The following is a 23313-nucleotide window of genomic DNA, read 5'->3' on the forward strand; positions in this document are numbered from 1 at the left end:
GATTTTGGCAGCGACGTGAAACGTAGACTTACCCGGTGCCTGCATCCCAGATCCATCTCGTGCGCCACGGGGAGGTTTTCAACCCCGAGGGTGTGCTCTATGGACGTCTGCCGGGATTCCACCTTTCCGAGTTGGGCAAGGAAATGGCCGCCGCTGCCGCTGGCGAGTTGTCGGGACATCCGATCACCGCGCTCTATGCCAGCCCGTTGCTGCGCGCGCAGGAATCGGCGCAGCCCTGGTCGGAAGCCTTCGATCTTCCTATCCAGACGGATGACCGCCTGATCGAACCCACGAACAAGTTCGAGGGCGGCACGTACCAGTTCGGCCCCAAGGTGCTGCTGCACCCCACGATCTGGCCATGGATCGCGAATCCCCTCCGCCCCAGCTGGGGCGAGGCCTACACCGACGTGATCACCCGGATGTTTGCGGCCATCGATGACGCCTGGTCCGCGACCGAGAGCGGCGACGTCGTCATGGTCAGCCACCAGATGCCGATCGTCATGGTGCAGCGAGCCGTCGCCGGTAAGCGTCCGTTCCATGACCCGCGCAACCGTCGGTGCACACTGTCGAGCATCACCACGCTTGAACGCCGGGGTGACTCTTTCGTCGAGGTCGCCTACCGGGAGCCCGCGGCCGAGCTCCTTGCCGGCTCGATCGATACGGGGGCGGTGTGAGAAAGCCATACGCCATTGCCGGCGTCCTTCTGATCGGCGCTCTGGCCCTCACCGGCTGCAGCGGGCAGGACAAGCTCGCGTCCAGCTACTCGAGCAACAGCGGAACCGGATACACGGATGAGACGGGCGCCCCGGTTCTCATCAAGCCCGCTGATCGCAGCGCGCCACGCGACTTCACCTCGACCACCGAAGACGGCACTCCTTTCGCGCTGAAGGATTACCGCGGCAAGGTTGTCGTCGTGAACTTCTGGTACGCCACGTGCGTTCCCTGCCGTGTCGAAGCCCCGATCCTGCAGAGCCAGTACGAGAAGTATCAGGGCGAGGGTGTTTCGTTCGTCGGCGTCAACGTCGCCGACCAGCCAGACACGGCCATGGCATTCGAGAAGCGCTACGGCATCACGTATCCCTCTGTCATGGACGTGGATAAGGGCACCGCAGCGATCGCCTTCGCCGGCAGCGTCTCGGCGAGTGCCGTGCCGACCACCTTCGTACTCGACAAGCAGGGTCGCATCGCCGCGCGCATCTCGGGGCAACTGCAGTCGCAGTCCATCCTGAACACGCTGATCTCCGATACCCAGGCCGAGGCCAAGTGAATCCGATCACGGAGCTGATCACGAGCGGCAACCTCGTGGTTGCGTTGCCGATCGCGCTTCTCGCCGGTCTGGTCGCCTTCGTGTCGCCGTGCGTGCTGCCGCTTGTGCCCGGCTATCTCGGCTATATCGGCGGGTTCGCCTCACTGAACGAGCGCAAGGGCCGCGGTCGACTCGTTCTCGGAGTGCTGCTGTTCGTGCTCGGCTTCAGCCTGGTGTTCGTGCTGCTGCAGGTCGTGTTCTCGATCGCCGGAATCCTGCTCATCCCGTGGATCGATCTGATCACCCGCATCGTCGGCGCTCTCCTCATCGTGATGGGCCTGATCTTCATCGGACAGTTCAGCTTCCTCCAGCGCCAGTTCAAGCCGCAGTGGCGGGTGGCGACCGGCCTCGGCGGCGCTCCGGTGCTCGGCATCATCTTCGGTCTCGGCTGGACTCCCTGCCTCGGCCCGACGCTCGCGGCCGTCACCTCGATGAGCCTCGACGGCGGCAACCCGTGGCGGGGCGCGCTGATCGGACTGTTCTATTGCCTCGGCCTCGGCATCCCGTTTCTGCTTGTCGCACTCGGTCTCAACTGGGTCGGCGGGTCCATCGCCTGGATCAAGCGTCACATCCGGGTCATCAACATCATCGGCGGAGCCCTGCTCGTGCTGATCGGAGTCCTCATGGTCAGCGGCCTCTGGCGCATCATCATGTCGCACCTCGGGGCGGTGATCGGAGGCTTTGAGTCGCCCATCTGATCACTATGATTCCGCTGCGCCAGCCCCTAAGAGCAGCGGAGTAACCCAGCCGAAGCTCGGCATCGTCGGCACCCTGCGCTTCTTCTGGCGCCAGCTCACGAGCATGCGCACGGCGCTGTTCCTCCTGCTTCTGCTCGCCGTCGCCGCGGTGCCGGGTTCGCTCTTCTCGCAGCGCAGCTCCGACCCGAACGGCGTCACCCAGTACTTCCAGCAGAACCCGGATCTCGCGCCGATCCTCGACAAGTTCCAGCTGTTCGACGTCTACACCTCGGTGTGGTTCTCGGCGATCTATCTGCTGCTGTTCGTGTCGCTGATCGGATGCGTCGTGCCGCGAACGCTGCACCACGCGAGGGCCTTGCGCTCCCGCCCCCCGAAGACCCCGGCTCACCTTGAGCGGCTCGGCAGCTTCGCGGCCTTCGAGATCGCCCCGGGGCAGACGGATGCCGCAGGCGCCCCCATCACGCCCGCGACCGCGGTCGCCGCCGCCCGTGCGCTCCTCCGTCGCAGCGGATACCGCACGCAGCTGTTCGACGGCGCTGGCCGTTCGGGGTCGGGCCTGTCCGTGTCTGCCGAGCGTGGCTACCTGCGCGAGACCGGCAACCTGGTGTTCCACATGGCGCTCATCGGCATCCTGATCGCGGTGGGTGTCGGGGGCGGATTCGGATACACCGGCCAGAAGGTACTCGTCCCCGGTCAGGTCTTCGCCAACGTGCGACTTGCCTTCGACTCGTTCACCCCCGGCCGGTTCTTCACCGACTCGGCGCTCGCCCCGTACCGCATCAGGCTCGACAGCTTCACGGCGAAATACGAGACCGAGAATCTCAACGCCTTCGGCCAGCCGATCGACTACACCGCGAAGGTGACCACCTACCAGGGCGGCCAGAAGAAGGGCACCAAGGAGACCATCAAGGTCAACGACCCGCTCGCGATCGGCGGCAATCAGGTCTACCTGCTCGGCAACGGCTATGCCCCGAAGATCACGCTCCGCGACCCCGACGGAGCCGTCGTCTTCTCGGGCGCGACGCCCTTCCTTCCGCAGGACGCGAATCTCACCTCGCTCGGCGTTCTCAAGATTCCGGACGGCCTCAAGAAGCAACTCGGCATGCGCGGACTGTTCTATCCGACGGCGGCGCAAGACACCGCCGGAATCACCTCATCGACCAACCCCGATCTGCTGAATCCCGAGCTCGCCCTCGTGCTCTACACAGGTGATCTCGGCATCGACGCGGGGGAGCCGAAGTCGGTCTACTCGCTCGACACCACCAAGCTCACCGAGATCGCGGGGCCGGATGTCGACACCAAGTCGATCCACTTGGCGCCCGGGCAGACGGTGGACATCCCCGGCGGCCTCGGCACCATCACGTTCGACAACGTGTCACCGAAGGGGGCAACGAGTGAGCTGAAGAGCGTTCCGCGCTTCGCGTCGCTCGACATCCACCGCGATCCGACTCAGGGCTGGGTGCTGTTCTTCGCCATCCTGGTGCTGCTCGGGCTACTCACCGGACTGTTCGTGCCGCGCCGACGAGTGTGGGTCAAGGCGCTCGAGGGCGACGATGGCAGCATCCGTCTCGAATACGCCGGGCTCGCGCGCGGTGAAGACCCTGGCCTCGACGGTGCTGTGGCCGACATCGCGGCAAAGCATTCCCAGCAACTCGGGCTTAGGCTGACGTCGTGACTACCGCAACCCTGGCGTCGTACTCCCTCGTTCTCGTCTACTCGGCGATGGGGGTGTATCTGTTCGCATTCATCGCGTTCACGCTCGACCTCGCGAAGCGATCCTCCGAGTCGCCGGCCGCCGTCGCGGTGGCAGCGCCCCTCGCCCGGGTGGTCGGTCAACTTTCCAGCGCGTCCACTACCACCCTGCTCGAGCGAACGGCCACACCGCCGCCAGCACCGACGCGCAAGTCCAGCCGGTTCGAACGGGTAGCGTTCTCGCTCACCGTGCTCGCGTGGCTGCTGCACGTCGGCGGAACGGTGCTGCGCGGTGTTGCGGCGCACCGCGTGCCGTGGGCGAACATGTTCGAGTTCTCGCTTACGGCATCCGCCATCATCGTGGGCGTCTTCATCGTCGTGCAGCTCTGGCAGAACCTGAAGTTCTTGGGTGCCTACATCAGCGGCTTCGCTCTGATCGTGCTCGGTTTCGGCACGGTCGGGTTCTACGTGAACGTGGTTCCGCTGCCGCCCGCACTGCAGTCGTACTGGCTCATCATCCACGTCTTCGTCGCGACGCTCGGTACCGCGTTCTTCGCGATCGGTGCAGGCCTCTCGATAGCCCAGCTGATCCAGTCGCGTCGCGAGTCGAGCAAGATCGGTGGACTGGGGTTCCTTGCGACCTTCCCGGATGCGGTCAAGCTCGAGAATCTCGCCTACCGGGTCATCGTGGTCGGCTTCGTGTTCTGGACCTTCACCCTCATGGCCGGGGCCATCTGGGCCGAGCATGCCTGGGGTCGTTACTGGGGCTGGGACACCAAGGAGGTCTGGACCTTCATCATCTGGACCATCTTCGCCGGGTACATCCATGCCAGGGCCACCCGCGGATGGCGTGGCTCGCGCTCGTCGTGGCTCGCGATCGTCGGCTTCGCCGCGGTGATGTTCAACTTCACCATCGTGAACCTGTTCTTCAAAGGCCTGCACGCCTACAGCGGCCTGTAAACCGACGACCAGCGCTCGGGCGCTACTCGACTGACGTTTCTACGCCGCGCGGGCCAGGCCCGGACGGGGCGGGATGACCGCGTGCGAGGGGATGTGGCTGTCGCCATTGACCTTCGCGCCGTCGCCGACCCGAGCGTCAATGCCGATCTTGCTGTAGCTGCCGACCTGAGCTCCGACGCCGACCACGGCGCCCTCCGCGAGGTGGACGTTGCTGCCCAACACCGCGGCGGGGCCGACGATCGCGCCGTGCTCGATCCAGCATCCGGCGCCGATGTGGGCGCGCTTGCCGACCTGCACGTTCGACTCGATGTAGGTGTTCGCGTCGACGAAGGCGGTGGGGTCGACGGAAGCGCCGACCGCGATCATGCCGCGTCCGTTGGTGTGGCGACGGTAGCGCAGCACCTCGCCGCGGCCGTTCTCGATTTCTTCGATGACTCTGCTCATAGCTGTCCTTCCGCTGCGCCGTTCAACTCGGCGCGAGATCGTGAGAGTGGGCGCGAAACCCGCTCAGCCAGTTACAACACGTGCCGATTGGTTCCCATTCCCCGGTCAGCCGACGCCCAGGTCGACTAGTCGGCGAGCAGCTCGCGAACGCGCGGCGCCACCTGCGTGCCGTAGAGCTCGATGCTGGTCATGAGCTTCTCGTGCGCGAGCGTGCCGTTGCTGTACTTGAGGTCGAAACGGTCGAGACCGAGCGTCGTGGCCGTCTTCGCAATCTTCTGCGCGACGGTCTCGGGCGAGCCGACGTAAAGCGATCCGCTCTCGATTTCGTGCTCGAACGATTCGCGGCTCATCGGTCCCCAGCCGCGCTCCTTACCGAGGCGGTTCATCAGTGCGGAGTGGTGCGGCCACAGCTCTTCGCGGGCCTGCTCGTCGGTCGCGGCGATGTGACCGGGGGAGTGCACGCCGATCTTCGGCAGCGGCATCCCGAACTGAGCGATCGCGCGGTGGAACAGATCGACGTAGGGGGCGAAGCGCTCTGGTTCTCCACCGATGATGGCGAGCATCAGGTTGAAGCCGTACTTGGCGGTCCGGACCACCGACTCCGGGCTGCCGCCGACGCCGATCCAGGCGGGCAGAAGACCGTGCTCGACAGGCGGGTACACCGATTTGTCGACGACCGGGCCGCGCACGCTGCCCGACCAGGTCACCGGAGTCTGCTGACGAACGGCGGCGAACAGCTCGAGCTTCTCCTCGAACAGTTGCTCGTACTGGGCCAGGTCGAGGCCGAACAGCGGGAACGACTCGGTGAAGGAGCCGCGACCGAGGATGACCTCCGCGCGACCGCTGGAGATGCCGTCGAGCGTGGCGAAACGCTGGAACACCCGGATCGGGTCATCCGAGCTGAGCACGGTGACGGCGGTGCCCACGTGAATTCTCTCGGTCTGTGCGGCGATCGCCGCAAGCACGACCTCGGGTGCAGACACCGCGAAGTCCTCGCGGTGGTGCTCTCCGACGCCGATATAGTCCAGCCCCACCTGGTCGGCGAGCACGCCCTGGGCTACCAGGTTGCGCAGTACCTGCGCGTAGGGGATGGGGTTGCCGGCAGCGTCGTTGGTGACGTCCCCGAAGGTGTCGATTCCGAGTTCGAGGGTCATTCAGTGCCTCCTGGCAGTCAATGCAAATGTATAGAAGTTCCCAACGCGGCGGAGAGTCAGCCTATTCCGAGCGCTGGGAGCCGTCGACGGGTCTGGATGTTGCGGCTCGCGAACAGCTGCTTGCCACGGTCGACGAGCTCCGGTCGGTTCACCCCGGCCTGGCCTCGGTGCTGGTCACCCAGCACCTCGAGGAGTTGCCCAGCTCGACCACCCACGCGCTGCTGCTGCGCGGCGGTCATATCACGGCGTCAGGTGCGGCGACCGATGTGCTCACGACAACCCGCGTCACCGAGGCGTTCGACTACCCGATTGCGATCGACTACTCCGATGGGCGCTGGGCGGCCAGGGCGTCGTCGAGAAAGCGGTAGGAGTCGACGATCCGTCCGCGCCACCACGCCTCGCGCGCCGGCTCCGCCGCGAAGCGATCGAGCAGTTCGGGGTCGGGCACCACGCGCCGCACGTCGATCGTTCCGGCGTGGGGGAGCAGCGGCTCCGCCGTGATGTCGCTCGTCAGCAGGCTCACCGTGGCGAGCCCGCAGTCGTAGGGCAGCGTGTCGATCGCTGCCCCGAGATACGCGCCCATCGAGATGCCGACGGATGTCTCGAGCGCGCTGGAGACGACCACCGGCAGACCGGCCTCCTCGATCACGTCGAGCGCGCGGCGGATGCCGCCGAGCGGTTGCGCCTTCACCACCAGCAGGTCGGCCGCGCCGACGCGGGCCACCCGCGCCGGATCCTCGGCCTTGCGCACGCTTTCGTCGGCGGCGATCGGTACGCCCATGTAGGCCACGCGGGAACGGATGTCGGCGAGCTCCTCCACTGTCTCGCAGGGCTGTTCGACGTACTCGAGGTCGAACTCGGCGAGGGCGTGGATGGCGCGCTCGGCCTCGTCCACGGTCCAGAGCCCGTTCGCGTCGACGCGGATGCGACCCTCGGGACCCACATACTTGCGAACCGCGGCGACGCGAGCGACGTCATCCGTCAGCCCCTGGCCCGGGTCGGCAACCTTGATCTTGACGGTGCGGCAGCCCGGGAATCGCGCCAGCACCTCGGGCACGCGGGAGGAGTCGACCACCGGCATGGTGGCGTTCACGCGGATCGACGAGCGGAAGATGGCCGGGGTCTGCTGCCAGCCGAAGTCGAGCGCGGCGGTGAGCCAGGCGCTGGCCTCGGCCGTGTCGTATTCGACGAACGGCGAAAACTCCGTCCACCCGGCCGGTCCCTCGAACAATGCCACCTCGCGCACGTCGATGCCGCGGAAGCGGTGAGTCATGGGGAGGGAGACCACGCGGAGGGTCGACAGGATGTCGGGCAACGGTGGCAACATCCCCCCAGTCTGTACCCCCGGCCGTCTGTCGTGCGTGGTTACAATCCAGCCATGACCGATCCCCAGCCAGAGGCCGCCGTATTGCCTGACGCGGAGCTCGGTCCGACCGCACCGCAGCGACGGATGATCTCCCTCGGCGCCATCGCGCTCACCGCCGTCGCCGCGCTCGCGGTGGTCGAGATCGTCGCGATCATCATCGGCACGGCGGGCGAGTGGGCAATCGCGGATGCGCTGGGGAAGGCCGTCATCGTGCTGACTGTGGCGACGCTGCTGCTCGGGATCGTTGCCGCGGTGCGGAGGCGCGGCGGGCGGCTCGGCGCGGTGGCGGCGGTGGTCAGCATCCTGATCAATCCGCTGGTGCTGATCGGGCTGCTGCACGCACTCGGCGGGTCGTAGTCACCACTCGTAGGCTGGGGTCATGATCTCGGAGCTGTTCGACCCGACCCGCTGGACCACCGTTGAGGGCTTCGACGGCCTGACCGACATCACCTACCACCACGATCTCAGCGGGCGCATCGCCCGGATCGCGTTCAACCGGCCCGAGGTGCGCAACGCGTTCCGGCCGCAGACCGTCGACGAGCTCGCCCGCACGCTCACCGACGCGCACCTCAACTCCACGATCGGCGTCGTGCTGCTGACCGGCAACGGGCCGAGCCCGAAGGACGGCGGCTGGGCGTTCTGCTCGGGCGGCGACCAGCGCATCCGCGGGCGTAACGGCTATCAGTACGCCGACCCGTCGACAAGCTCAGGGCAAGCGGCAAGTAGCAGTGGTCGCCTGCACATACTCGAGGTGCAGCGCATCATCCGCTTCATGCCCAAGGTCGTCATCGCGGTCATCCCGGGCTGGGCGGCCGGCGGTGGGCACTCGCTCCACGTCGTCTGCGACCTCTCCATCGCCAGCGCCGAGCATGGAAAATTCAAGCAGACGGATGCCGACGTCGGCTCGTTCGACGGAGGCTACGGCAGCGCATACTTCGCCCGCCAGATCGGGCAGAAGAACGCGCGCGAGGTCTTCTTCCTCGCTCGGGAGTACAGCGCCCAGCGCGCCTACGAGATGGGGGCGGTGAACGCTGTGGTGCCGCACGCCGAGCTGGAGAATGTCGCCATCGAGTGGGCCGAAGAGATCCTCGGCAAGTCGCCGACGGCGATCCGCATGCTCAAGTTCGCCTTCAACGCTGTTGATGACGGGATGGTCGGCCAGCAGGTCTTCGCCGGGGAAGCCACCCGGCTGGCCTACGGCACCGACGAGGCGGTCGAGGGGCGCGATGCCTTCCTGGAGAAGCGCGACCCCGACTGGGCGCCATTCCCGTGGCAGTTCTAGTGCGCTCGGTTCGAGCCGCACCGAGCGATCCCGCCGAGATGCTTCTCGCCCTGCGCAATGCTCTCGAGGGCGGGGATGCCCTGCTTGCGAGCGGAGGTGCGGACACCGCCGAGAACGAAACGGCGCGCGAGACCGTTCCGCAACACACCGCCCTGGTCATCCAGACCAGCGGCTCGACGGGAACTCCGAAGCGGGTCGCTCTCAGCGCGGACGCGGTGCTCGCCAGCGCCGCGGCCTCGGACGCCGCGCTCGGCGGCCCGGGCCAGTGGCTGCTCGCCCTGCCCACCCACTACATCGCGGGCATCAACGTGCTCGTCCGCTCGATCGCCGCGGGCACGGAGCCGGTGCTTCTCGCGCCGGGCCATTTCGAGCCATCGGAGTTCGCCGCCGCCGCTCTCCGAATGGACCAGCCGCTGCGCTACACCTCGCTCGTCCCGGCCCAGCTGGCCTCGCTGGTGGAGGCGGCCGGGGAGGACCTCGACCTGCTGGAGGTGTACCGACGGTTCGACTGCATCCTGGTCGGCGGTCAGGCGACCCCGCCCGAGCTTCTCGAGCGGTGCCTCGAGTTCGGGCTCGCCGTGACCCGCACCTACGGTTCGAGCGAGACCTCTGGGGGCTGCGTCTACGACGGGGTACCGATCGGCACCGCCCAGGCCCAGGTCGTCGACGGGCAGATAGAGATCGCGGGCCCGATGCTCGCCGATGGCTACCTCGGCGACGAGGAGCGCACCGCCGCGACCTTCGTCATGCGTGACGGGCTGCGCTGGTACCGCACCGGCGACACCGGCGAGATCGTCGACGGGGTGCTGCGCGTCACCGGCCGACTCGACGGCGTGATCATCTCCGGCGGCATCAAGGTGTCACTCGACGCGGTCGAGCGGTTCGTGCGCTCCACCGGGATCACGGATGCCGTGGCCGTTCGCGCGCCGAGCGCGCGCTGGGGAGAGGTCCCCGTCATCGTCACCACACAGACGGCGGATCTCGCAGCGGTCCGCGCGGACGTCGGCGCCGCGCTCGGGGTAGCTGCCGCACCGGCCGCGGTGATCACGGTCGAACACCTGCCCCTCCTCAGCAGCGGCAAGCCGGACCGGATCGCACTCACCCGGCTGGCGCAGGTCACCGACAGCTGAGATCCGCCCACCGCGACGCTCAGTAGGATTCTCTCCGTGGCTAAACCGAAGAGACCGTCCCAGCGTCGTATCGATCCCGCTCGCACGAAGGGCCGCTCCGGACATCCCGCAGGCCGCAAGCCCGGGGTCGTTGTGCGCAAGGCGACCGCGCGCGACTGGATCGGCGGAGCGCGTCTGCGCACCCTCCCGCTCGCCATCGCACCGGTGCTGCTCGGAACCGGTTCCGCCTTCCTCGTCTCCTCACCCGGCTGGCATTGGGTGCGGGCGCTGCTGGCGCTCGCCGTCGCCCTCGCCCTGCAGATCGGCGTCAACTACGCCAACGACTACTCCGACGGCGTGCGCGGTACCGACAAGTACCGGGTCGGCCCGTCGCGACTGACCGGGTCGGGCGCCGCCAAGCCGAAGACCGTGCGCACCGTCGCTTTCGTGTTCTTCGGACTGGGCGCCGTCGCCGGCCTGATTCTGGTCATCCTCACCCAGCTCTGGTGGCTGCTGATCGTCGGCGCGGTCGCCATCGTCGCTGCGTACTTCTACACCGGGGGTAAGAAGCCCTACGGGTATTACGGGCTGGGCGAGGTCTTCGTCTTCGTCTTCTTCGGGCTGGTCGCCACCGCCGGCACGACCTACACGCAGGTCGGGACGGTCAACGTCGAGAGCTGGCTCTCGGGTGTCGCCATCGGATTCCTCGCCTGCGCGGTGCTGATGGTCAACAACATCCGGGACATCCAGCAGGACAAGCTGGCGGGCAAGCGCACCCTCGCGGTGCTGCTCGGCGACCGGGCGAGCCGCATCATGTTCGCGGTGTTCGCGCTGCTGCCGTTCGTGATCCTGATCTTCTTCGTGCTGTTCTACCCGCTCGCTCCGTTGGTGTACTTCGTTTTGCTCGCCGCGATTCCGGCGGTGATCATCACCCTGACGGCGAAGACGCCGCCGGAGCTGATCATCGCGCTGCAGCTCACCAGCCTGACCGCGTTGCTCTACGGTGCCGGGCTCGGAGCCGCGCTCGCGTTCTAACGCTATTCGACCAGCGGGCAGCGCCTACAGCTAGTCGAGCTTGCGGTTCTCCAGGCGGTCGATGGCCTCGTTCTCGAGGTCGTTGTCGAGATCGGTGCTCGTCTTCTTGGAGCGGATGGTGACGACCGAGCGGGCCACGGCATCCCGCTGCTTGGTCAGGAAGATGTACGAGAGGCAGAAACTGATCGCGGCCGAACCGATGGCGGCGAAGATCGGGTTCACTCCGACGACGACCAGAATCGCCAGGATCAGGGCGAAGATGCCCAGCCGAATGGCGGAGTAGACGATCCATTGGCGCGACGGTTTCACGCCCATCAGTCTAGGCAGCTGCACCTGGGGGCAAGCTCCAAGCAGAGCGGCTTACAATCTGGTGCATGGTCAGGCTCGGAATCATCCTCGGTCTGGCGGCGTTCGCCTTCTATGTCTTCACGCTCGTGAACGTGATCGTGACGCCGCCGTCACGGGTTCGCGCCCTGCCGAAGCCCGCCTGGGTTCTCATCTGCTTGATTCCGATCATCGGCGGCATCCTCTGGTTCATTTTCGGCAAGAGCCGTCCCGGTGCCGAGGTGCGTCTGACGCGCGCCCCAGATGACGACCCCGACTTTCTGCGCTCTCTCGGCGAGGAGAAGGCGCGCGAGAAGCGCATCCGCGACATCGAGGCGCAGCTGTCAGAGCTCGACGATCCCGACGACACTCCCACTACGAAGTAGTGCCGAATTCTTCGACCGCCTTCGCGGTCTCCGTTCTAGCCGAGCTCGTGGCCCGCGGGGTGCGCGACGTCGTGTTGTGCCCCGGCTCGCGGTCGCAGGCGTTGGCGCTGGCTGCGGCGGAATTCGAGCGGGCGGGGCTGATTCGACTTCGAGTGCGCATCGACGAACGGGTGGCCGGCTTCTTGGCGCTCGGGCTCGCCGTGGAGACGAGGGTGCCGGTCGTCGTCATCACCACCTCCGGCACCGCGGTGGCGAACCTGCACCCCGCAGTGCTGGAGGCGCACCATTCTGGAGTCCCGCTCGTCCTGATCACGGCCGATCGACCGGGTGAGCTTCGGGGCATCGGCTCGAACCAGACCACCGACCAGGTGAGCATCTTCGGGTCTGCGATTCGTTGGATGCGGGATGTCGACGCCCCGAGCGAGCACGGTTTCGACCCTGAACTGCCGGGCGAGCTCGCCCACGAGGCGTACTCCGCCGCGGCGGGCAATTCCGGCACGCGAACCGGATCGCTGGATGTCGTGCCCGCGACCCCCGGACCGGTTCAGCTGAACCTCGCCTTTCGTGAGCCGCTCTCCGGGCCGGTGGAGCAACTGCCGTCCATCGAGCGCCGCGAATGGCTCGCACACCCGCGCCAGGGAACGTCGTTGCCCGCGGCGCCGCAGACCGTCGTGATCGCCGGCGACGGGGCAGGCCCTGAGGCCGAGCAGCTCGCCCACGAGCTCGGTGTGCCGCTGCTGGCCGAGGTGTCGAGTGGCTCGCGCTTTGGGCGCAACGTCGTGGTCGGATACCGGCGCCTGCTGCAGCAGCTGGAGGGTGAGGTGCGGCGCGCGATCGTGTTCGGACATCCGACCCTCAGCCGCGAGATCCCGGCTCTGCTTCAGCGCGACGATGTCGAGGCGATCGTCGTGCGTGGCACCGGCGCCGAGGCGTACAACCCCGGGCATCGCGCGCGCATCGTGGCAGGTCCGATCAGCATCGCCGGTGCGGTCGAGATCGACCGCGAGTGGCTGGGGACCTGGCTGCGCGCGGATCGCGCACTCATCGAGCCGGCATCCGTGACCCCCCATGGTGACGGCGCGGGGGCGCTGGCGCGGGAGCAGCTCGCCGCCTACCGCGAGCCGATCACCCGACAGTCGCTGGTGGGAGCGGTGTGGGCGGCGACCTGGCCGCACGACCGTCTCGTACTCGGGGCGTCGCGCCTGATTCGGGAAGCGGATGCCTCGGTGCCGGGCAAAAAGATCTCGGTTCATGCGAACCGCGGCCTCGCCGGCATCGACGGAACCATCGCGACCGGGATCGGCATCGCCCTCGCCAGCCAAGACGCCCCCGGGTCGAGCGCGGCTGGCATCACGCGCGTCTTGCTCGGTGACCTGGCCACGCTGTACGACGCGGGCGCGCTTCTCTTCGGCGGGGGAGAGTCTCGCCCCCGCATCCAGGTGATCGTGGGAAACGACGGCGGCGGAACGATTTTCGACAGCCTCGAGGTGGCGGCGACCGCGGCCCCCGAGCCGTTCGACCGCGTGCAGTTCACGCCGCAGAACGTGGACCTGAAGGCACTCGCCGCCGCATACGGCTGGGAGTATCGCCGGGCCACCAACCGCGGCGAGCTCGACGAGGCGCTGTCTCCCGGCGCGGCTCCCGTGCTGGTCGAGGTGCCGCTGCCCCGCTGAACGGCCTCCCCCGCTGAACGGCCGTCCGAATGATCGGATCGGTGCCGCGGAGTACCCTCGCGGCATGAGCAAAGCGGATAGCGCTAAGAACACGGCGACAGGCTGGAGCGCGGATGTCCGCGAGCTGCTGAGGGTCGGCCCCGGATTCGACCTGACCGCCGTCGACCCCGACAGCGCGCCCGGCTTCGAGCTGGGCAAGCGCGGCGGAACGGCAGAGGGGGCGGAGGAGCTCGCCCGCAACGCTCAGGAGCTCAATGATCTGCAAGAGCGGCTCTTCGCCAACAGTCGCTACGGCGGCACGCGCTCGCTGCTGCTGATCGTGCAGGCCATGGATACGGCCGGCAAGGGGGGAATCGTCGAGCACGTCGTCGGCGAAATCAGTCCGGAGGGGCTGAGCGTGTATGCCTTCAAGAAGCCGACACCGGAGGAGCTCGAACACGACTTCCTCTGGCGGGTGCGGCGGCGCACTCCCGCTGCTGGCATGGTCGGCGTTTTCGATCGCTCGCACTACGAGGACGTGCTTATCGGTCGGGTGCGCGCACTCGCCCCCGCCGAGCAGATCGAGCAGCGGTATGGGCAGATCCTCGAGTTCGAGCGTGAACTTGTCGCTGCGGGCACCACCATCGTCAAGGTGATGCTGCACATCAGTGCCGATGAGCAGAAGAAGCGCCTGGCCGATCGTCTCGACCGCCCGGACAAGGTGTGGAAATACAATCCGTCAGACGTGGATGAACGCGCGCTCTGGCCGCAGTATCAGCAGGCCTATCAGCTGGCGCTCGAACGGACATCGACGACGGATGCCCCGTGGTTCGTGGTTCCCGCAAACCACAAGTGGTACGCGCGCATCGCCGTCCAGCAATTGTTGCTCGGGGCGCTCCGCGGGCTCGACCTGCAGTGGCCGGCGGTCGACTTCGACGTGGGGGCGGAGAAGACGCGGCTGGCGACGTCGAACCCCGCTGGTTGAGGAGCGCCCGTTTCGTTGGTTGAGTAGGCCGCGACGAAGGAGCAGCCGTATCGAAACCTTGTGGTGGGTCTCGATACGCGTCCTTGTTCCTTGGCAGCTACTCGACCGGCGGAAGACTGCTACTCGATCGGGGCGAGGGCCTCGACGATCGGGCGGAACTTCATCCGGGTTTCCAGTAGTTCACGCTGCGGTACTGACTCGCTCACTATGCCCGCGCCGGCATATGCCGTGATCGTGCCGTCGCGCACCTGGGCGCTGCGCAGCGCAACGGCCCATTCGCCGTCACCATCCGCGCCGATCCAACCCACCGGGCCCGCGTACCGACCGCGGTCGAACGGCTCGAGCTCCTCGATCAGGGCCAGCGCCGTCTTCGTCGGGGTGCCGGCGACCGCGGCCGTCGGGTGCAGGGCGCGCACCAGGTCGAGCGAGGTGGAGCCGTCGGTCAGTTCGCCCTCGATGTCGCTGGCGAGGTGCCAGAGATTGGGGAGCTTGAGGGTGAAGGGCTGCTCGCTCGCGGTGACGTCGGCGCTGTGAGCGCGAAGGGAGGCCAGCACGTTCTGTACCGCGAACTCGTGTTCGTCCTGATCCTTCTGCGAGGTGGCGAGCGCGACGGCCGCAGCCTGGTCGCTCTCGGCATCCGTTCCCCTCGCGGCGCTGCCGGCCAGCACCCGCGCGGAGACCGAGCCGCCGTCGACGCTCACGAGGGTTTCGGGGCTCGCGCCGAGGAAGCCGTCGACACAGAACGTCCAGCAGTCGGGATAGCGGGTACCGAGCGCGTCGATCACCCGACGGATGTCCCCGCCCGCTGGCAGCGTCCCCACCAGTTCCCGGGCCAGCACCACCTTGCTGAGCTCGTGGTCGTGGATCCGCGACACCGCCGCGGTCACCGCCGCGACGTAGCCGTTGGCGTCCAGCGACCCGGGGCGGAGCGTCACCTCGATGTCGTCACCGAATGGAACAGCGGGCGGCACCGCAGGCGGAGGAGCGGGATACCCGGCGCCGACCCGCGTGACCCAGCTCTGATCGACGTCGCGTCCGACGATCAGCTCGGGCACGATCAGCACGCTGGTCTCGGCCGAGTGGTCAGAGAAGGCGAACGATCCGAGGGCAATCAGCCCGGTGCCGGTGCGGCGGAGCGGGTCGGTGATCGTGGCGGCCGCCACCAGCGTGCGCCACGCGGACGCGGCATCCGCAAACCTGGTCGGGCCGCAGAATTCGAGTCGCACCGCCTCGCCGATTCCCACCAGACCGAAGCCGCGCCGCGACCAGAGCAGCGGATGCCGCCGGTCGAGCATCGGGACGAGAGGCCCCGGATCAGCGATCTCGGTTGTCGTGACGCGAAGCTGAGGAACGCTGGAGGGTGCGGGTGAGGTCGCCACAAGGCAACCCTAATCCTGGTCTCCTGAAGGCCCGGTGACGCCCAGGTTGCCTCAACTAGACTTGTGGAGTGGCCAAGGCAGATCTGAGCAAGCAACCCGGCGAGGTAGCAGCGATGTTTGATGGGGTCGCGAAGCACTACGACCGCACCAACGGAGTCCTCTCGATGGGCAACTCCCCGATCTGGCGTTCTGCCACGGTGCGGGCGGTCGCCCCGAAGCCGGGTGAACAGATCCTCGACATCGCGGCCGGCACCGGTACTAGTTCCGCCGCGCTGGCGAAGTCGGGGGCGGATGTCACGGCAGCCGATTTCTCCCCGGGCATGATCGAGGTCGGGCGCCGTCGTCATCCGAAGCTCACCTTCGTTCAGGCTGACGCGATGGCGCTTCCCTTCGAAGACAACTCTTTCGATGCGGTCACCATCTCCTTCGGACTGCGCAACATCGAAGACCCGAAGAAGGCCCTGAGCGAGATGTTCCGGGTGATGAAGCCCGGCGGGCGCCTCGTCATCTGCGAATTCTCCAAGCCGTCCCGTGCGATCTTCCGCGCCGGGTATACCGCCTACATGCGTTTCGTCATGCCGCGCATCGTCGGTGCAACGAGTTCGAACCCCGAGGCCTACACGTACCTCGCCGATTCGATCCGTGACTGGCCCGACCAGCAGACCCTCAGCCAGTGGATTCGTGGGGCCGGGTTCACTCGCGTCGCCTACCGCAACCTCACCTTCGGTGTCGTCGCCCTGCACCGCGGACACAAGCCGGCCAAGTCCGCCGTCAAGCGCACCCGTAAGCCGAAAGAGACGACAACACAGTGACTCCGAGCGTGCCCACCGCCCGCCGCAGCAGCCTCAGCTCGGCGCTCGGTCTCGGCGAAAAGCTCTTCTCTTCCGCCAGCGAGCGGCGTTTTGCGCGGGCCATCGAGACCGGCCTGGTCGCCGTAGAAGAGGGGCTCTCGCACGAGATGTCGTTCGCCGACAATCTTGCGGATGTCACCAGCCGCTACCTGCTCGACGCCGGCGGCAAGCGCGTGCGACCGACACTCACCCTCCTCACCGCCCAACTCGGCGAAGGAAATAGCGCGTCGGTGATCTCTGCGGCGGAGGCGGTGGAGATCACTCATCTCGCCTCGCTGTACCACGACGACGTCATGGACGAAGCAAACATGCGACGCGGCGTCCCCACCGCGCAGGTGGTCTGGGGCAACTCGGTCGCCATCCTCACCGGCGACCTGCTGTTCGCCCGTGCCAGCAAGCTGGTGGCGAGCCTTGGTGAGGCCGCGATCACGCTACAGGCCGACACGTTCGAGCGGCTCTGCATCGGCCAGCTTCACGAGACTGTTGGACCGCGCGAGGGCGAAGACCCGATCGAGCACTACATCCAGGTGCTGTCGGACAAGACCGGCTCGCTCATTGCGGCAGCAGCCCAGATGGGAATCATCTTCGGCAACGCTCCGGTCGAGTTCCGTGTGCCGGTCACCGTCTTCGGCGAGAAGATCGGCATCGCGTTCCAGCTCATCGACGACGTGATCGACCTCTCCGCCGAAGGGGAGGAGACCGGCAAGACCCCGGGAACCGACCTTCGCTCGGGTGTCGCGACCCTGCCGCTGCTCTACCTGCGTGAACTCGCCCAGACCGACGCGACTGCCGCTGCCCTACTCGAGCGCATCGAGCGCGACGTGACCGCCGCCCAGTCGCCGGGGGAGTCGGAGCGCGAGGCAGAAATCGCCGCCGCAATCGCCGAACTTCGCGACCACGAGGTCACCGCCCGCACGCTGGCCGAGGCACATCGCTGGGCACGAGAGGCCGTCGAAGCGCTCGCGCCGCTGCCCGATGGCCCGGTCAAGAAGGCCCTCACGCGCTTCGCCGACACGATCGTCGACCGCTCGCACTAGCTCCCAGTCCGCCGGCCGAACCCGCTTCGGCCTCCGCTACGAAGGACCACCATGACCAAACTCAGACTCGCCATCGTCGGCGCCGGTCCCGCCGGAATCTATGCCGCGGACATCCTCACCAAGACCGAGAAGCACTTCGACGTGTCGATCGACCTGTTCGAGCAGCTGCCGGCACCGTATGGCCTCGTGCGGTATGGCGTCGCGCCCGATCACCCGCGTATCAAGGGAATCATCACGGCGCTGCGGGATGTTCTCGACTCCGGCCACATCCGCTTGTTCGGCAACGTCGACTTCGGTCGCGACATCACCCTCGCCGATCTGAAGAAGCACTACAACGCCGTCATCTTCTCCACCGGGGCGATTCGTGATGCGCCCCTGATGATTCCTGGTATCGACCTTGAGGGCAGCTACGGCGCCGCCGACTTCGTCAGCTGGTACGACGGGCACCCGGATGTCGCGCGCACCTGGCCGCTCGATGCGGCCGAGGTCGGTGTGCTCGGCAACGGCAATGTGGCGCTCGACGTGGCGCGCATCCTCGCCAAGCACGCTGAAGATCTGCTGCCGACCGAGATCCCCGACAACGTGTTCGAGGGCCTCAAGCATTCGCCGGTTACCGACGTGCACGTCTTCGGTCGCCGCGGGCCAGCCCAGGTCAAGTTCTCTCCGCTCGAACTTCGGGAACTCGGCGAACTGCGCGATGTCGACATGGTGCTCTACGACGAGGACTTCGATTACGACGAGGCGTCCAAGGCGGCTGTCGCCAGCAACAAGCAGGTTTTCGTCATCGACAAGGTGCTGAATCAGTGGCGCGCCCGCGAGACCGGCACGGCCTCTCGCCGCCTGCACTTCCACTTCTTCGCCAACCCGGTGGAATTGGTCGGAACGGATGCCGTGGAGGCCATCCGCTACGAGCGCACCGTTCCCGACGGGGAGGGCGGCGTCGTCGGCACCGGGGAGATCCGCGAGATCCCGATCCAGGCCTTCTATCGCGCGGTCGGATATTTCGGTTCGCCGCTGGACGGCATCCCGTTCGATGAGAAGCGCGGCGTCATCCCCAACCGCGAGGGCCAGGTGCTGAGCGACTCCGGTGAGCAGGTGCACGGCGTCTATGCCACCGGGTGGATCAAGCGCGGCCCGGTAGGCCTGATCGGTCACACCAAGAGCGATGCGATGGAGACTATCAAGCACGTCATCAACGACGAGGCCAGCTGGTGGAGTCCCGCCGAACCCGACGAGGCGGCCATCGTGGCTCTGCTCGAGAGTCGCGGCATCGAGTTCACGACACTCGACGGATGGCACAAGCTGGACGAGCACGAGCTCGCTCTGGGAGCCGCAGCCGAGCGCACCCGCATCAAGGTAGTTCCCCGCGACGACATGGTCGAGATCTCGAACGCCTGACCTCGTCGGTCGAGTAGCGCCCGAGGAACGAGGACGCGTATCGAGACCCCGGTCTGCTACTGCACCGCGGCGGTCAGCCGCGCGGTGTTGTCGAGCACCTTCGAGCGCAGCGGCCGCGTGAGCCATTCGTCGAGGGTGACCTCGGTGCTGTTCTGCCGGTAGCTCTCTTCGATCTCGCGCAGGCGGTTCACCGCGTCACGTCCGTGCAGCATGATCGAGATCTCGAAGTCGAGGCTGAACGAGCGCATGTCCATGTTGCTCGACCCCACGACTGCCACATCGTCGTCGATGGTGAAGTGCTTGGCGTGCAGCAGCGTCGGCGAACGGAACAGCCAAATCCGCACGCCCGCGCGCAGCAGAGCCTCGTAATAGCTGCGCTGCGCGTGATACACGACCGCCTGGTCGGCGATCTCCGAGGCGAACAGCTGAACGTCGAGCCCGCGATAGGCGGCGTTCGTGATGGCGTAGAGCATCGAATCGTCTGGCACGAAGTATGGACTCGTGATGATCACCTTGCGCTGCGCGCTGTACAGCAGCGAATCGAACAGACGTAGGTTGTTTTCCAGGTCGAATCCTGGCCCGCTCGGCACGACCTGGGCATCCAGGGCATGGGGCAGCTTCGGCCGGGCCCTCGTCGGCGTCTCGCGGAGCAGCAGTTCGTTAGTCTCGCTGTACCAGTCGGTGACGAAGAGCGCGTTGATGCCGGCGACGATCGGTCCCTCGAAGCGCACCATGAGGTCTTTCCAGTGCAGACCGCGACGGATGTTGGCGCGCTTGTTGTAGCTGGAATCGACGAGGTTCTGCGACCCCGTGAAGGCCTCCTCACCGTCGATCACGACGAGCTTGCGGTGATTGCGCAGGTCGGGACGCTGGTACTTGCCCTTGAGCGGCTGCACCGGGAGCATCAGCCGCCACTGGGCGCCGATCGCGGTGAGTTTCTTGATCGTGCGGCGGTAGTGCGGCGAGCGAACGGAGGCGATGTGGTCGAGCAGCACCCGCACCGTGACCCCGCGCCGCACGGCCGCCTCCATCGCGTCGAAGAACGGGGCGGTGGTCGCATCCCAGGAGACCAGGTAGAACTCGACGTGTACGTAGCGTTCGGCGGTGCCGATCGCCTCGGTCATCGCCGCGAGCGACTCCTCGTATTCGGTGTAGAACTTGGCCGTGTTGCCCCCGACGAGCGGCATCGAGCCGAGAGTGCGGTTGAGTTCGACGATGGGCTGCAGCCAGCTCGGGAAGGTCGCGTCGTGGGTGACCCGATCCATCCCCTCGGTGGTCTCGAGAATGTAGGCGTTGATCTCCCGCTGCTTCTCGCGCCGCCTCTTGGGCAGCTTGCTGCTGCCGATCAGCAGAAACAGGATGATGCCGGCGTATGGGATCAGGAAGATGGCGAGCAGCCACGCGGTAGCCGTCTGCGGCTTGCGGTTCTGCGGCACGTAGATCACCGCGACCACCCGGATGAGGATGTCGACGACGAGCACCACGATCGCGTAGGTCGCGTCGAACCCTTCGCTGCTCACGCGCTAGCCCGCCCCCGGCCCGCGCTGTTCATCGGAAGTTGACGAACTGCAGGTCCACATCGATGTCGGCGCCCTTGAGCAGCGTCATGGTCGCCTGCAGGTCGTCGCGGCTCTTCGAGGTGACCCGCAGCTCGTCGCCCTGAATCTGCGACTTCACGCTCTTTGGCCCCTCGTCGCGGATGATCTTGGAGATCTTCTTCGCGTCTTCTGACGAGATGCCGTTCTTCAGGGCGATCTCGATGCGGTACTCCTTGCCGGAGGCGAATGGCTCACCGGCGTCGAGGCTGCGCAGACTGATACCACGCTTGATGAATTTGGCCTCGAGCACCTCGAGCACCGCCTTCACGCGGTCTTCAGAAGACGCCTTGAGCAGCAGTTTTTCGCCGCTCCAGTCGACCTCCGCGCCGACATTCTTGAAGTCGTATCGCTGAGCGATCTCCTTCTGCGCCTGGTGGAGCGCGTTGTCGGCCTCCATCTTGTCGACCTTGCTCACGATGTCAAAGGTTGGATCAGCCATGCGAGCAGTTTAAGGGGGGCGGCCAGGCATGATGGGGGAACCATGCGAAAAGCCGGCCGGGTCATCCTCATCGTCGTGGCGTCAGCGCTCGGCCTGGCCATCGTGGCCGTGATCGTCTATCTCGCGCTGCCGACCGATACGTGGCAGCGGATAACGGATGTCGCGGGCCCGCAGCATCCCGCAGAACGTTACGCCACCGCGGCTCCCGTGACCGCCGCGGCCACCCCGACCGGGCCGGGGATCGCCGGGCTGGCCGACCCGACCTGGCTTGCCGACACGGCGACGGCCACTGGCATCCCGCGCCGTGCGCTTGCCGCGTACGCAGGGGCGGCGCTGAACATCGCGCAGGCGAATCCGCGCTGCGGCATCGGCTGGAACACCCTCGCCGGCGTCGGCGAGATCGAGTCACGTCACGGCACCATCTTCGGTGGCTCCATCACCGCGAACGGCGACGCTGTGCCCGCGATCTTCGGGGTCAGCCTCGACGGTGTCGGCACCGCGCACGTGCCCGATTCCGACGGCGGGGCAATCGACGGCGACGCCGAGGGTGATAGGGCGGTCGGGCCCATGCAGCTCATCCCGGAGGCCTGGCGCAACTGGCATGTCGACGGCGGCGCCGACGGCGTCGAGAGCCCGCAGAACATCGATGACGCCACGCTGGCGGCCGCGCACTATCTCTGCCGCGCGGGCGGCGACCTCAGCACGGAGAGCGGATGGCGGGCCGCCGTGCTCGCCTACAACGGCTCGGAGCAGTATCTCGCCGACGTCATCCGCTACTCCGTCGGCTACGCGCGGGATTCCCGCTGATCCTGGCGTTCAAATCTGGCCCGCGAAACCTGTATCCTTGAAACCGCGCGTTCGCGGGGTTGCTCCGTCGATCGTGCGGCAGATGGCAAGTTACCCAAGCGGCCAAAGGGATCTGACTGTAAATCAGACTGCTACGCATTCGGGGGTTCGAATCCCTCACTTGCCACCACAACGAGGGCTCGGTCACGCACCGGGCCCTCGTTCGTTAACGCAGCGTTCGAAAGCGACATCGTCGTCAGGAGCACAGGATGACCGCACACCCCCGCACCGACTCGGCAGAGCCCGACGAGCTGCTGGCCATCGCACTCGCGATCGCCCTGGAGGCCGGAGAGTTGGCGAGCGCGCGCCGGGCTGAGGGTGTCGAGGTGGCCGCGAGCAAATCATCCGTCGAAGACATCGTGACGGCGGCCGACCGTGAGACTGAGGCGCTCATTCGAGCACGGCTGCGGGAGCAGCGCCCCGACGACGGCTTCTTCGGCGAGGAGAGTGGGGCGGAGCAGGGCACGAGCGGACTGACCTGGGTGGTCGACCCGATCGACGGCACCGTCAACTTTCTGTACGGGTTTCCGCAGTACGCGGTGAGCATCGCCGTAGTGGCCGGCGACCCTGACCCCGCGACCTGGACGGCGCTCGCCGGAGTCGTGCTCAACCCGGCAAGCGGCGAAATCTATACGGCGACGGCCGGTGGCGGCGCGTACCTCGGCGAACAGCGGCTGAGCGTGGCCGCTCCGGTCGAGCTCTCCCAGGCACTCGTCGGCACAGGTTTCTCATACCGTGCTGCCGTTCGGCTGGAGCAGGCGGCGGTGATCGCGGGACTGATCGGCGAGGTGCGGGATATCCGGCGCATGGGGTCGGCAGCGCTCGACCTCTGTGCGGTGGCGAGCGGGCGCCTCAACGCGTACTACGAGCGATTGCTGAACCCGTGGGACCAGGCTGCCGGGGCGCTCATCGCCACCGAAGCCGGCGCCGTTGTCACGGGGCTGCGCGGCGCGCCACCCACCTCGGAATTCCTGCTCGCGGGCGAGCCCTCGGTCGCCGCGCAGCTCGAGAGCGCCCTCCTCCGCAACGGCGCCTGAGGCTGGCAATTTCATACAAAGCCATAATCTGGGTTTGCCGAAGTGGGTCATCTGACTTAGCCTTTATGAGTTCGTTATAAAGACTCACGCTGATCCTCACCGATGTTCCACTGTCGGACGGTTGGGATTCACTGCTCGCCGTCCACGAAGGAACCCTGTGATTTTTGCTTCATCGCTCGCCTGCGCTCTGCGCCAGACGACCCCGATCGGAGTGAAGTAGCCATGGCCTTCGACTGGAATCTGGATTCGAACTACAACACGGCTGGTGCCCCGGCGCCGCTGCCGACCCGTCGTTCGTTGCACCAAGCGGCAGCTGCACAGTCGGCAGCAGCACC

The 23313-nt window shown here is 66.8% G+C and carries 25 protein-coding genes and 1 tRNA gene; 19 read left to right on the forward strand and 7 right to left on the reverse strand.

Annotation, left to right across the window (positions count from 1 at the left end; translation table 11 throughout):
• The first annotated feature begins 35 nt into the window (after window positions 1–35).
• Genes IV501_RS15345 through ccsB form a run of 5 tightly spaced genes read left to right on the forward strand, consistent with a single transcriptional unit; the run spans window position 36 to window position 4656 of the window.
• Window positions 36–674 carry a histidine phosphatase family protein gene (locus tag IV501_RS15345; protein WP_200557207.1) on the forward strand — a complete coding sequence of 213 codons (639 nt, stop codon included), beginning with the start codon at window positions 36–38 and terminating at the stop codon, window positions 672–674.
• Window positions 671–1267, forward strand: a complete 597-nt coding sequence (locus IV501_RS16280) for a TlpA family protein disulfide reductase (protein WP_200557208.1) — start codon at window positions 671–673, stop codon at window positions 1265–1267. The genes IV501_RS15345 and IV501_RS16280 overlap by 4 nt, the downstream gene beginning before the upstream one ends.
• Complete coding sequence (locus IV501_RS15355) at window positions 1264–2004, forward strand: cytochrome c biogenesis CcdA family protein (RefSeq protein WP_200557209.1); 741 nt, start codon at window positions 1264–1266, stop codon at window positions 2002–2004. The genes IV501_RS16280 and IV501_RS15355 overlap by 4 nt, the downstream gene beginning before the upstream one ends.
• Window positions 1988–3679, forward strand: a complete 1692-nt coding sequence (gene resB, locus IV501_RS15360) for a cytochrome c biogenesis protein ResB (RefSeq protein ID WP_200557210.1) — start codon at window positions 1988–1990, stop codon at window positions 3677–3679. Before IV501_RS15355 ends, resB begins: the two co-directional genes overlap by 17 nt.
• Complete coding sequence (ccsB, locus tag IV501_RS15365) at window positions 3676–4656, forward strand: c-type cytochrome biogenesis protein CcsB (RefSeq protein WP_372430761.1); 981 nt, start codon at window positions 3676–3678, stop codon at window positions 4654–4656. The genes resB and ccsB overlap by 4 nt, the downstream gene beginning before the upstream one ends.
• A gap of 39 nt (window positions 4657–4695) precedes the next feature.
• Here ccsB and IV501_RS15370 read toward each other — a convergent pair whose 3' ends face one another.
• The gene (locus tag IV501_RS15370) at window positions 4696–5100 is read right to left on the reverse strand and encodes an LbetaH domain-containing protein (protein WP_200557211.1); all 405 of its coding nucleotides are present in this window, start codon (window positions 5098–5100) and stop codon (window positions 4696–4698) included.
• Window positions 5101–5225: 125 nt separating this feature from the next.
• On the reverse strand, window positions 5226–6254 hold the full coding sequence (locus IV501_RS15375) for an LLM class flavin-dependent oxidoreductase (protein ID WP_200557212.1): 1029 nt from the start codon (window positions 6252–6254) through the stop codon (window positions 5226–5228).
• Between the two features lie 26 nt (window positions 6255–6280).
• On the opposite strand from IV501_RS15375, the gene IV501_RS15380 reads away from it, so the two are divergent.
• A complete protein-coding gene (locus tag IV501_RS15380) occupies window positions 6281–6622 on the forward strand; it encodes an ATP-binding cassette domain-containing protein (RefSeq protein WP_200557213.1) in 342 nt (113 codons plus the stop codon).
• On the opposite strand, the gene IV501_RS15385 is transcribed toward IV501_RS15380, so the two are convergent.
• On the reverse strand, window positions 6574–7581 hold the full coding sequence (locus IV501_RS15385; RefSeq protein ID WP_200557214.1) for an o-succinylbenzoate synthase: 1008 nt from the start codon (window positions 7579–7581) through the stop codon (window positions 6574–6576). The genes IV501_RS15380 and IV501_RS15385 overlap by 49 nt on opposite strands.
• A 51-nt stretch (window positions 7582–7632) precedes the next feature.
• Here IV501_RS15385 and IV501_RS15390 point away from each other — a divergent pair, with 51 nt between their 5' ends.
• From IV501_RS15390 to IV501_RS15405, 4 genes are read left to right on the forward strand one after another with little or no spacing between them, the layout of a single operon-like run.
• A complete protein-coding gene (locus IV501_RS15390) occupies window positions 7633–7977 on the forward strand; it encodes a hypothetical protein (RefSeq protein WP_200557215.1) in 345 nt (114 codons plus the stop codon).
• Window positions 7978–7999: 22 nt separating this feature from the next.
• The gene (locus IV501_RS15395; protein ID WP_200557216.1) at window positions 8000–8902 is read left to right on the forward strand and encodes a 1,4-dihydroxy-2-naphthoyl-CoA synthase; all 903 of its coding nucleotides are present in this window, start codon (window positions 8000–8002) and stop codon (window positions 8900–8902) included.
• A complete protein-coding gene (locus IV501_RS15400) occupies window positions 8890–10032 on the forward strand; it encodes an AMP-binding protein (protein ID WP_307812344.1) in 1143 nt (380 codons plus the stop codon). Before IV501_RS15395 ends, IV501_RS15400 begins: the two co-directional genes overlap by 13 nt.
• Window positions 10033–10068: 36 nt before the next feature.
• Window positions 10069–11046: a 1,4-dihydroxy-2-naphthoate polyprenyltransferase gene (locus tag IV501_RS15405; protein WP_372430762.1), complete on the forward strand. Its 978-nt coding sequence runs from the start codon at window positions 10069–10071 to the stop codon at window positions 11044–11046.
• A gap of 30 nt (window positions 11047–11076) precedes the next feature.
• Here the strand turns inward: IV501_RS15405 and IV501_RS15410 are convergent, their stop codons facing one another.
• Window positions 11077–11355, reverse strand: coding sequence for a DUF4229 domain-containing protein (locus IV501_RS15410; protein WP_200557217.1), 279 nt, complete (start codon window positions 11353–11355; stop codon window positions 11077–11079).
• 65 nt (window positions 11356–11420) lie between these two features.
• On the opposite strand from IV501_RS15410, the gene IV501_RS15415 reads away from it, so the two are divergent.
• The 3 genes from IV501_RS15415 (at window position 11421) to IV501_RS15425 (ending at window position 14393) form a co-directional block, all read left to right on the forward strand.
• The gene (locus tag IV501_RS15415; protein ID WP_200557218.1) at window positions 11421–11756 is read left to right on the forward strand and encodes a PLD nuclease N-terminal domain-containing protein; all 336 of its coding nucleotides are present in this window, start codon (window positions 11421–11423) and stop codon (window positions 11754–11756) included.
• A complete protein-coding gene (gene menD, locus IV501_RS15420) occupies window positions 11756–13429 on the forward strand; it encodes a 2-succinyl-5-enolpyruvyl-6-hydroxy-3-cyclohexene-1-carboxylic-acid synthase (protein WP_200557219.1) in 1674 nt (557 codons plus the stop codon). Before IV501_RS15415 ends, menD begins: the two co-directional genes overlap by 1 nt.
• 64 nt (window positions 13430–13493) lie before the next feature.
• Entirely contained in the window at window positions 13494–14393 is a 900-nt protein-coding gene (locus IV501_RS15425; RefSeq protein ID WP_200557220.1) for a PPK2 family polyphosphate kinase, read from the forward strand.
• Between the two features lie 119 nt (window positions 14394–14512).
• On the opposite strand, the gene IV501_RS15430 is transcribed toward IV501_RS15425, so the two are convergent.
• Window positions 14513–15688 carry an isochorismate synthase gene (locus IV501_RS15430; RefSeq protein WP_200557330.1) on the reverse strand — a complete coding sequence of 392 codons (1176 nt, stop codon included), beginning with the start codon at window positions 15686–15688 and terminating at the stop codon, window positions 14513–14515.
• 152 nt (window positions 15689–15840) lie between these two features.
• Between IV501_RS15430 and IV501_RS15435 the strand changes: the two genes are divergently transcribed.
• From IV501_RS15435 to IV501_RS15445, 3 genes are read left to right on the forward strand one after another with little or no spacing between them, the layout of a single operon-like run.
• Window positions 15841–16584, forward strand: a complete 744-nt coding sequence (locus IV501_RS15435; RefSeq protein WP_307812346.1) for a demethylmenaquinone methyltransferase — start codon at window positions 15841–15843, stop codon at window positions 16582–16584.
• On the forward strand, window positions 16581–17660 hold the full coding sequence (locus tag IV501_RS15440) for a polyprenyl synthetase family protein (protein ID WP_200557221.1): 1080 nt from the start codon (window positions 16581–16583) through the stop codon (window positions 17658–17660). Before IV501_RS15435 ends, IV501_RS15440 begins: the two co-directional genes overlap by 4 nt.
• A gap of 51 nt (window positions 17661–17711) precedes the next feature.
• Complete coding sequence (locus IV501_RS15445; RefSeq protein ID WP_200557222.1) at window positions 17712–19058, forward strand: FAD-dependent oxidoreductase; 1347 nt, start codon at window positions 17712–17714, stop codon at window positions 19056–19058.
• A gap of 56 nt (window positions 19059–19114) precedes the next feature.
• Here IV501_RS15445 and cls read toward each other — a convergent pair whose 3' ends face one another.
• Together cls and IV501_RS15455 are read right to left on the reverse strand one after the other, a co-directional pair.
• Complete coding sequence (gene cls, locus IV501_RS15450; protein ID WP_200557223.1) at window positions 19115–20578, reverse strand: cardiolipin synthase; 1464 nt, start codon at window positions 20576–20578, stop codon at window positions 19115–19117.
• A 28-nt stretch (window positions 20579–20606) separates the two neighbouring features.
• Window positions 20607–21095 carry a YajQ family cyclic di-GMP-binding protein gene (locus IV501_RS15455; RefSeq protein WP_200557224.1) on the reverse strand — a complete coding sequence of 163 codons (489 nt, stop codon included), beginning with the start codon at window positions 21093–21095 and terminating at the stop codon, window positions 20607–20609.
• A gap of 42 nt (window positions 21096–21137) precedes the next feature.
• Here IV501_RS15455 and IV501_RS15460 point away from each other — a divergent pair, with 42 nt between their 5' ends.
• The 3 genes from IV501_RS15460 (at window position 21138) to IV501_RS15470 (ending at window position 22978) form a co-directional block, all read left to right on the forward strand.
• The gene (locus tag IV501_RS15460; RefSeq protein ID WP_200557225.1) at window positions 21138–21902 is read left to right on the forward strand and encodes a lytic transglycosylase domain-containing protein; all 765 of its coding nucleotides are present in this window, start codon (window positions 21138–21140) and stop codon (window positions 21900–21902) included.
• Between the two features lie 84 nt (window positions 21903–21986).
• Window positions 21987–22071, forward strand: a tRNA-Tyr gene (locus IV501_RS15465).
• Window positions 22072–22150: 79 nt separating this feature from the next.
• A complete protein-coding gene (locus IV501_RS15470; protein WP_200557226.1) occupies window positions 22151–22978 on the forward strand; it encodes an inositol monophosphatase family protein in 828 nt (275 codons plus the stop codon).
• Window positions 22979–23313 lie beyond the last annotated feature (335 nt).

The sequence above is a fragment of the Lacisediminihabitans changchengi genome (assembly GCF_016634425.1).
GTDB lineage: Bacteria > Actinomycetota > Actinomycetes > Actinomycetales > Microbacteriaceae > Lacisediminihabitans > Lacisediminihabitans changchengi.

Coding starts and splice junctions, on each gene's coding strand:
- IV501_RS15385 (WP_200557214.1), bottom strand. CDS start 7,581: ATGTTGCCACCGTTGCCCGACATCCTGTCGACCCTCCGCGTGGTCTCC.
- IV501_RS15380 (WP_200557213.1), top strand. CDS start 6,281: ATGTATAGAAGTTCCCAACGCGGCGGAGAGTCAGCCTATTCCGAGCGC.
- IV501_RS15375 (WP_200557212.1), bottom strand. CDS start 6,254: ATGACCCTCGAACTCGGAATCGACACCTTCGGGGACGTCACCAACGAC.
- IV501_RS15460 (WP_200557225.1), top strand. CDS start 21,138: ATGCGAAAAGCCGGCCGGGTCATCCTCATCGTCGTGGCGTCAGCGCTC.
- IV501_RS15390 (WP_200557215.1), top strand. CDS start 7,633: ATGACCGATCCCCAGCCAGAGGCCGCCGTATTGCCTGACGCGGAGCTC.
- IV501_RS15425 (WP_200557220.1), top strand. CDS start 13,494: ATGAGCAAAGCGGATAGCGCTAAGAACACGGCGACAGGCTGGAGCGCG.
- IV501_RS15395 (WP_200557216.1), top strand. CDS start 8,000: ATGATCTCGGAGCTGTTCGACCCGACCCGCTGGACCACCGTTGAGGGC.
- IV501_RS15455 (WP_200557224.1), bottom strand. CDS start 21,095: ATGGCTGATCCAACCTTTGACATCGTGAGCAAGGTCGACAAGATGGAG.
- IV501_RS15430 (WP_200557330.1), bottom strand. CDS start 15,688: ATGCTCGACCGGCGGCATCCGCTGCTCTGGTCGCGGCGCGGCTTCGGT.
- IV501_RS15370 (WP_200557211.1), bottom strand. CDS start 5,100: ATGAGCAGAGTCATCGAAGAAATCGAGAACGGCCGCGGCGAGGTGCTG.
- IV501_RS15470 (WP_200557226.1), top strand. CDS start 22,151: ATGACCGCACACCCCCGCACCGACTCGGCAGAGCCCGACGAGCTGCTG.
- IV501_RS15445 (WP_200557222.1), top strand. CDS start 17,712: ATGACCAAACTCAGACTCGCCATCGTCGGCGCCGGTCCCGCCGGAATC.
- IV501_RS15415 (WP_200557218.1), top strand. CDS start 11,421: ATGGTCAGGCTCGGAATCATCCTCGGTCTGGCGGCGTTCGCCTTCTAT.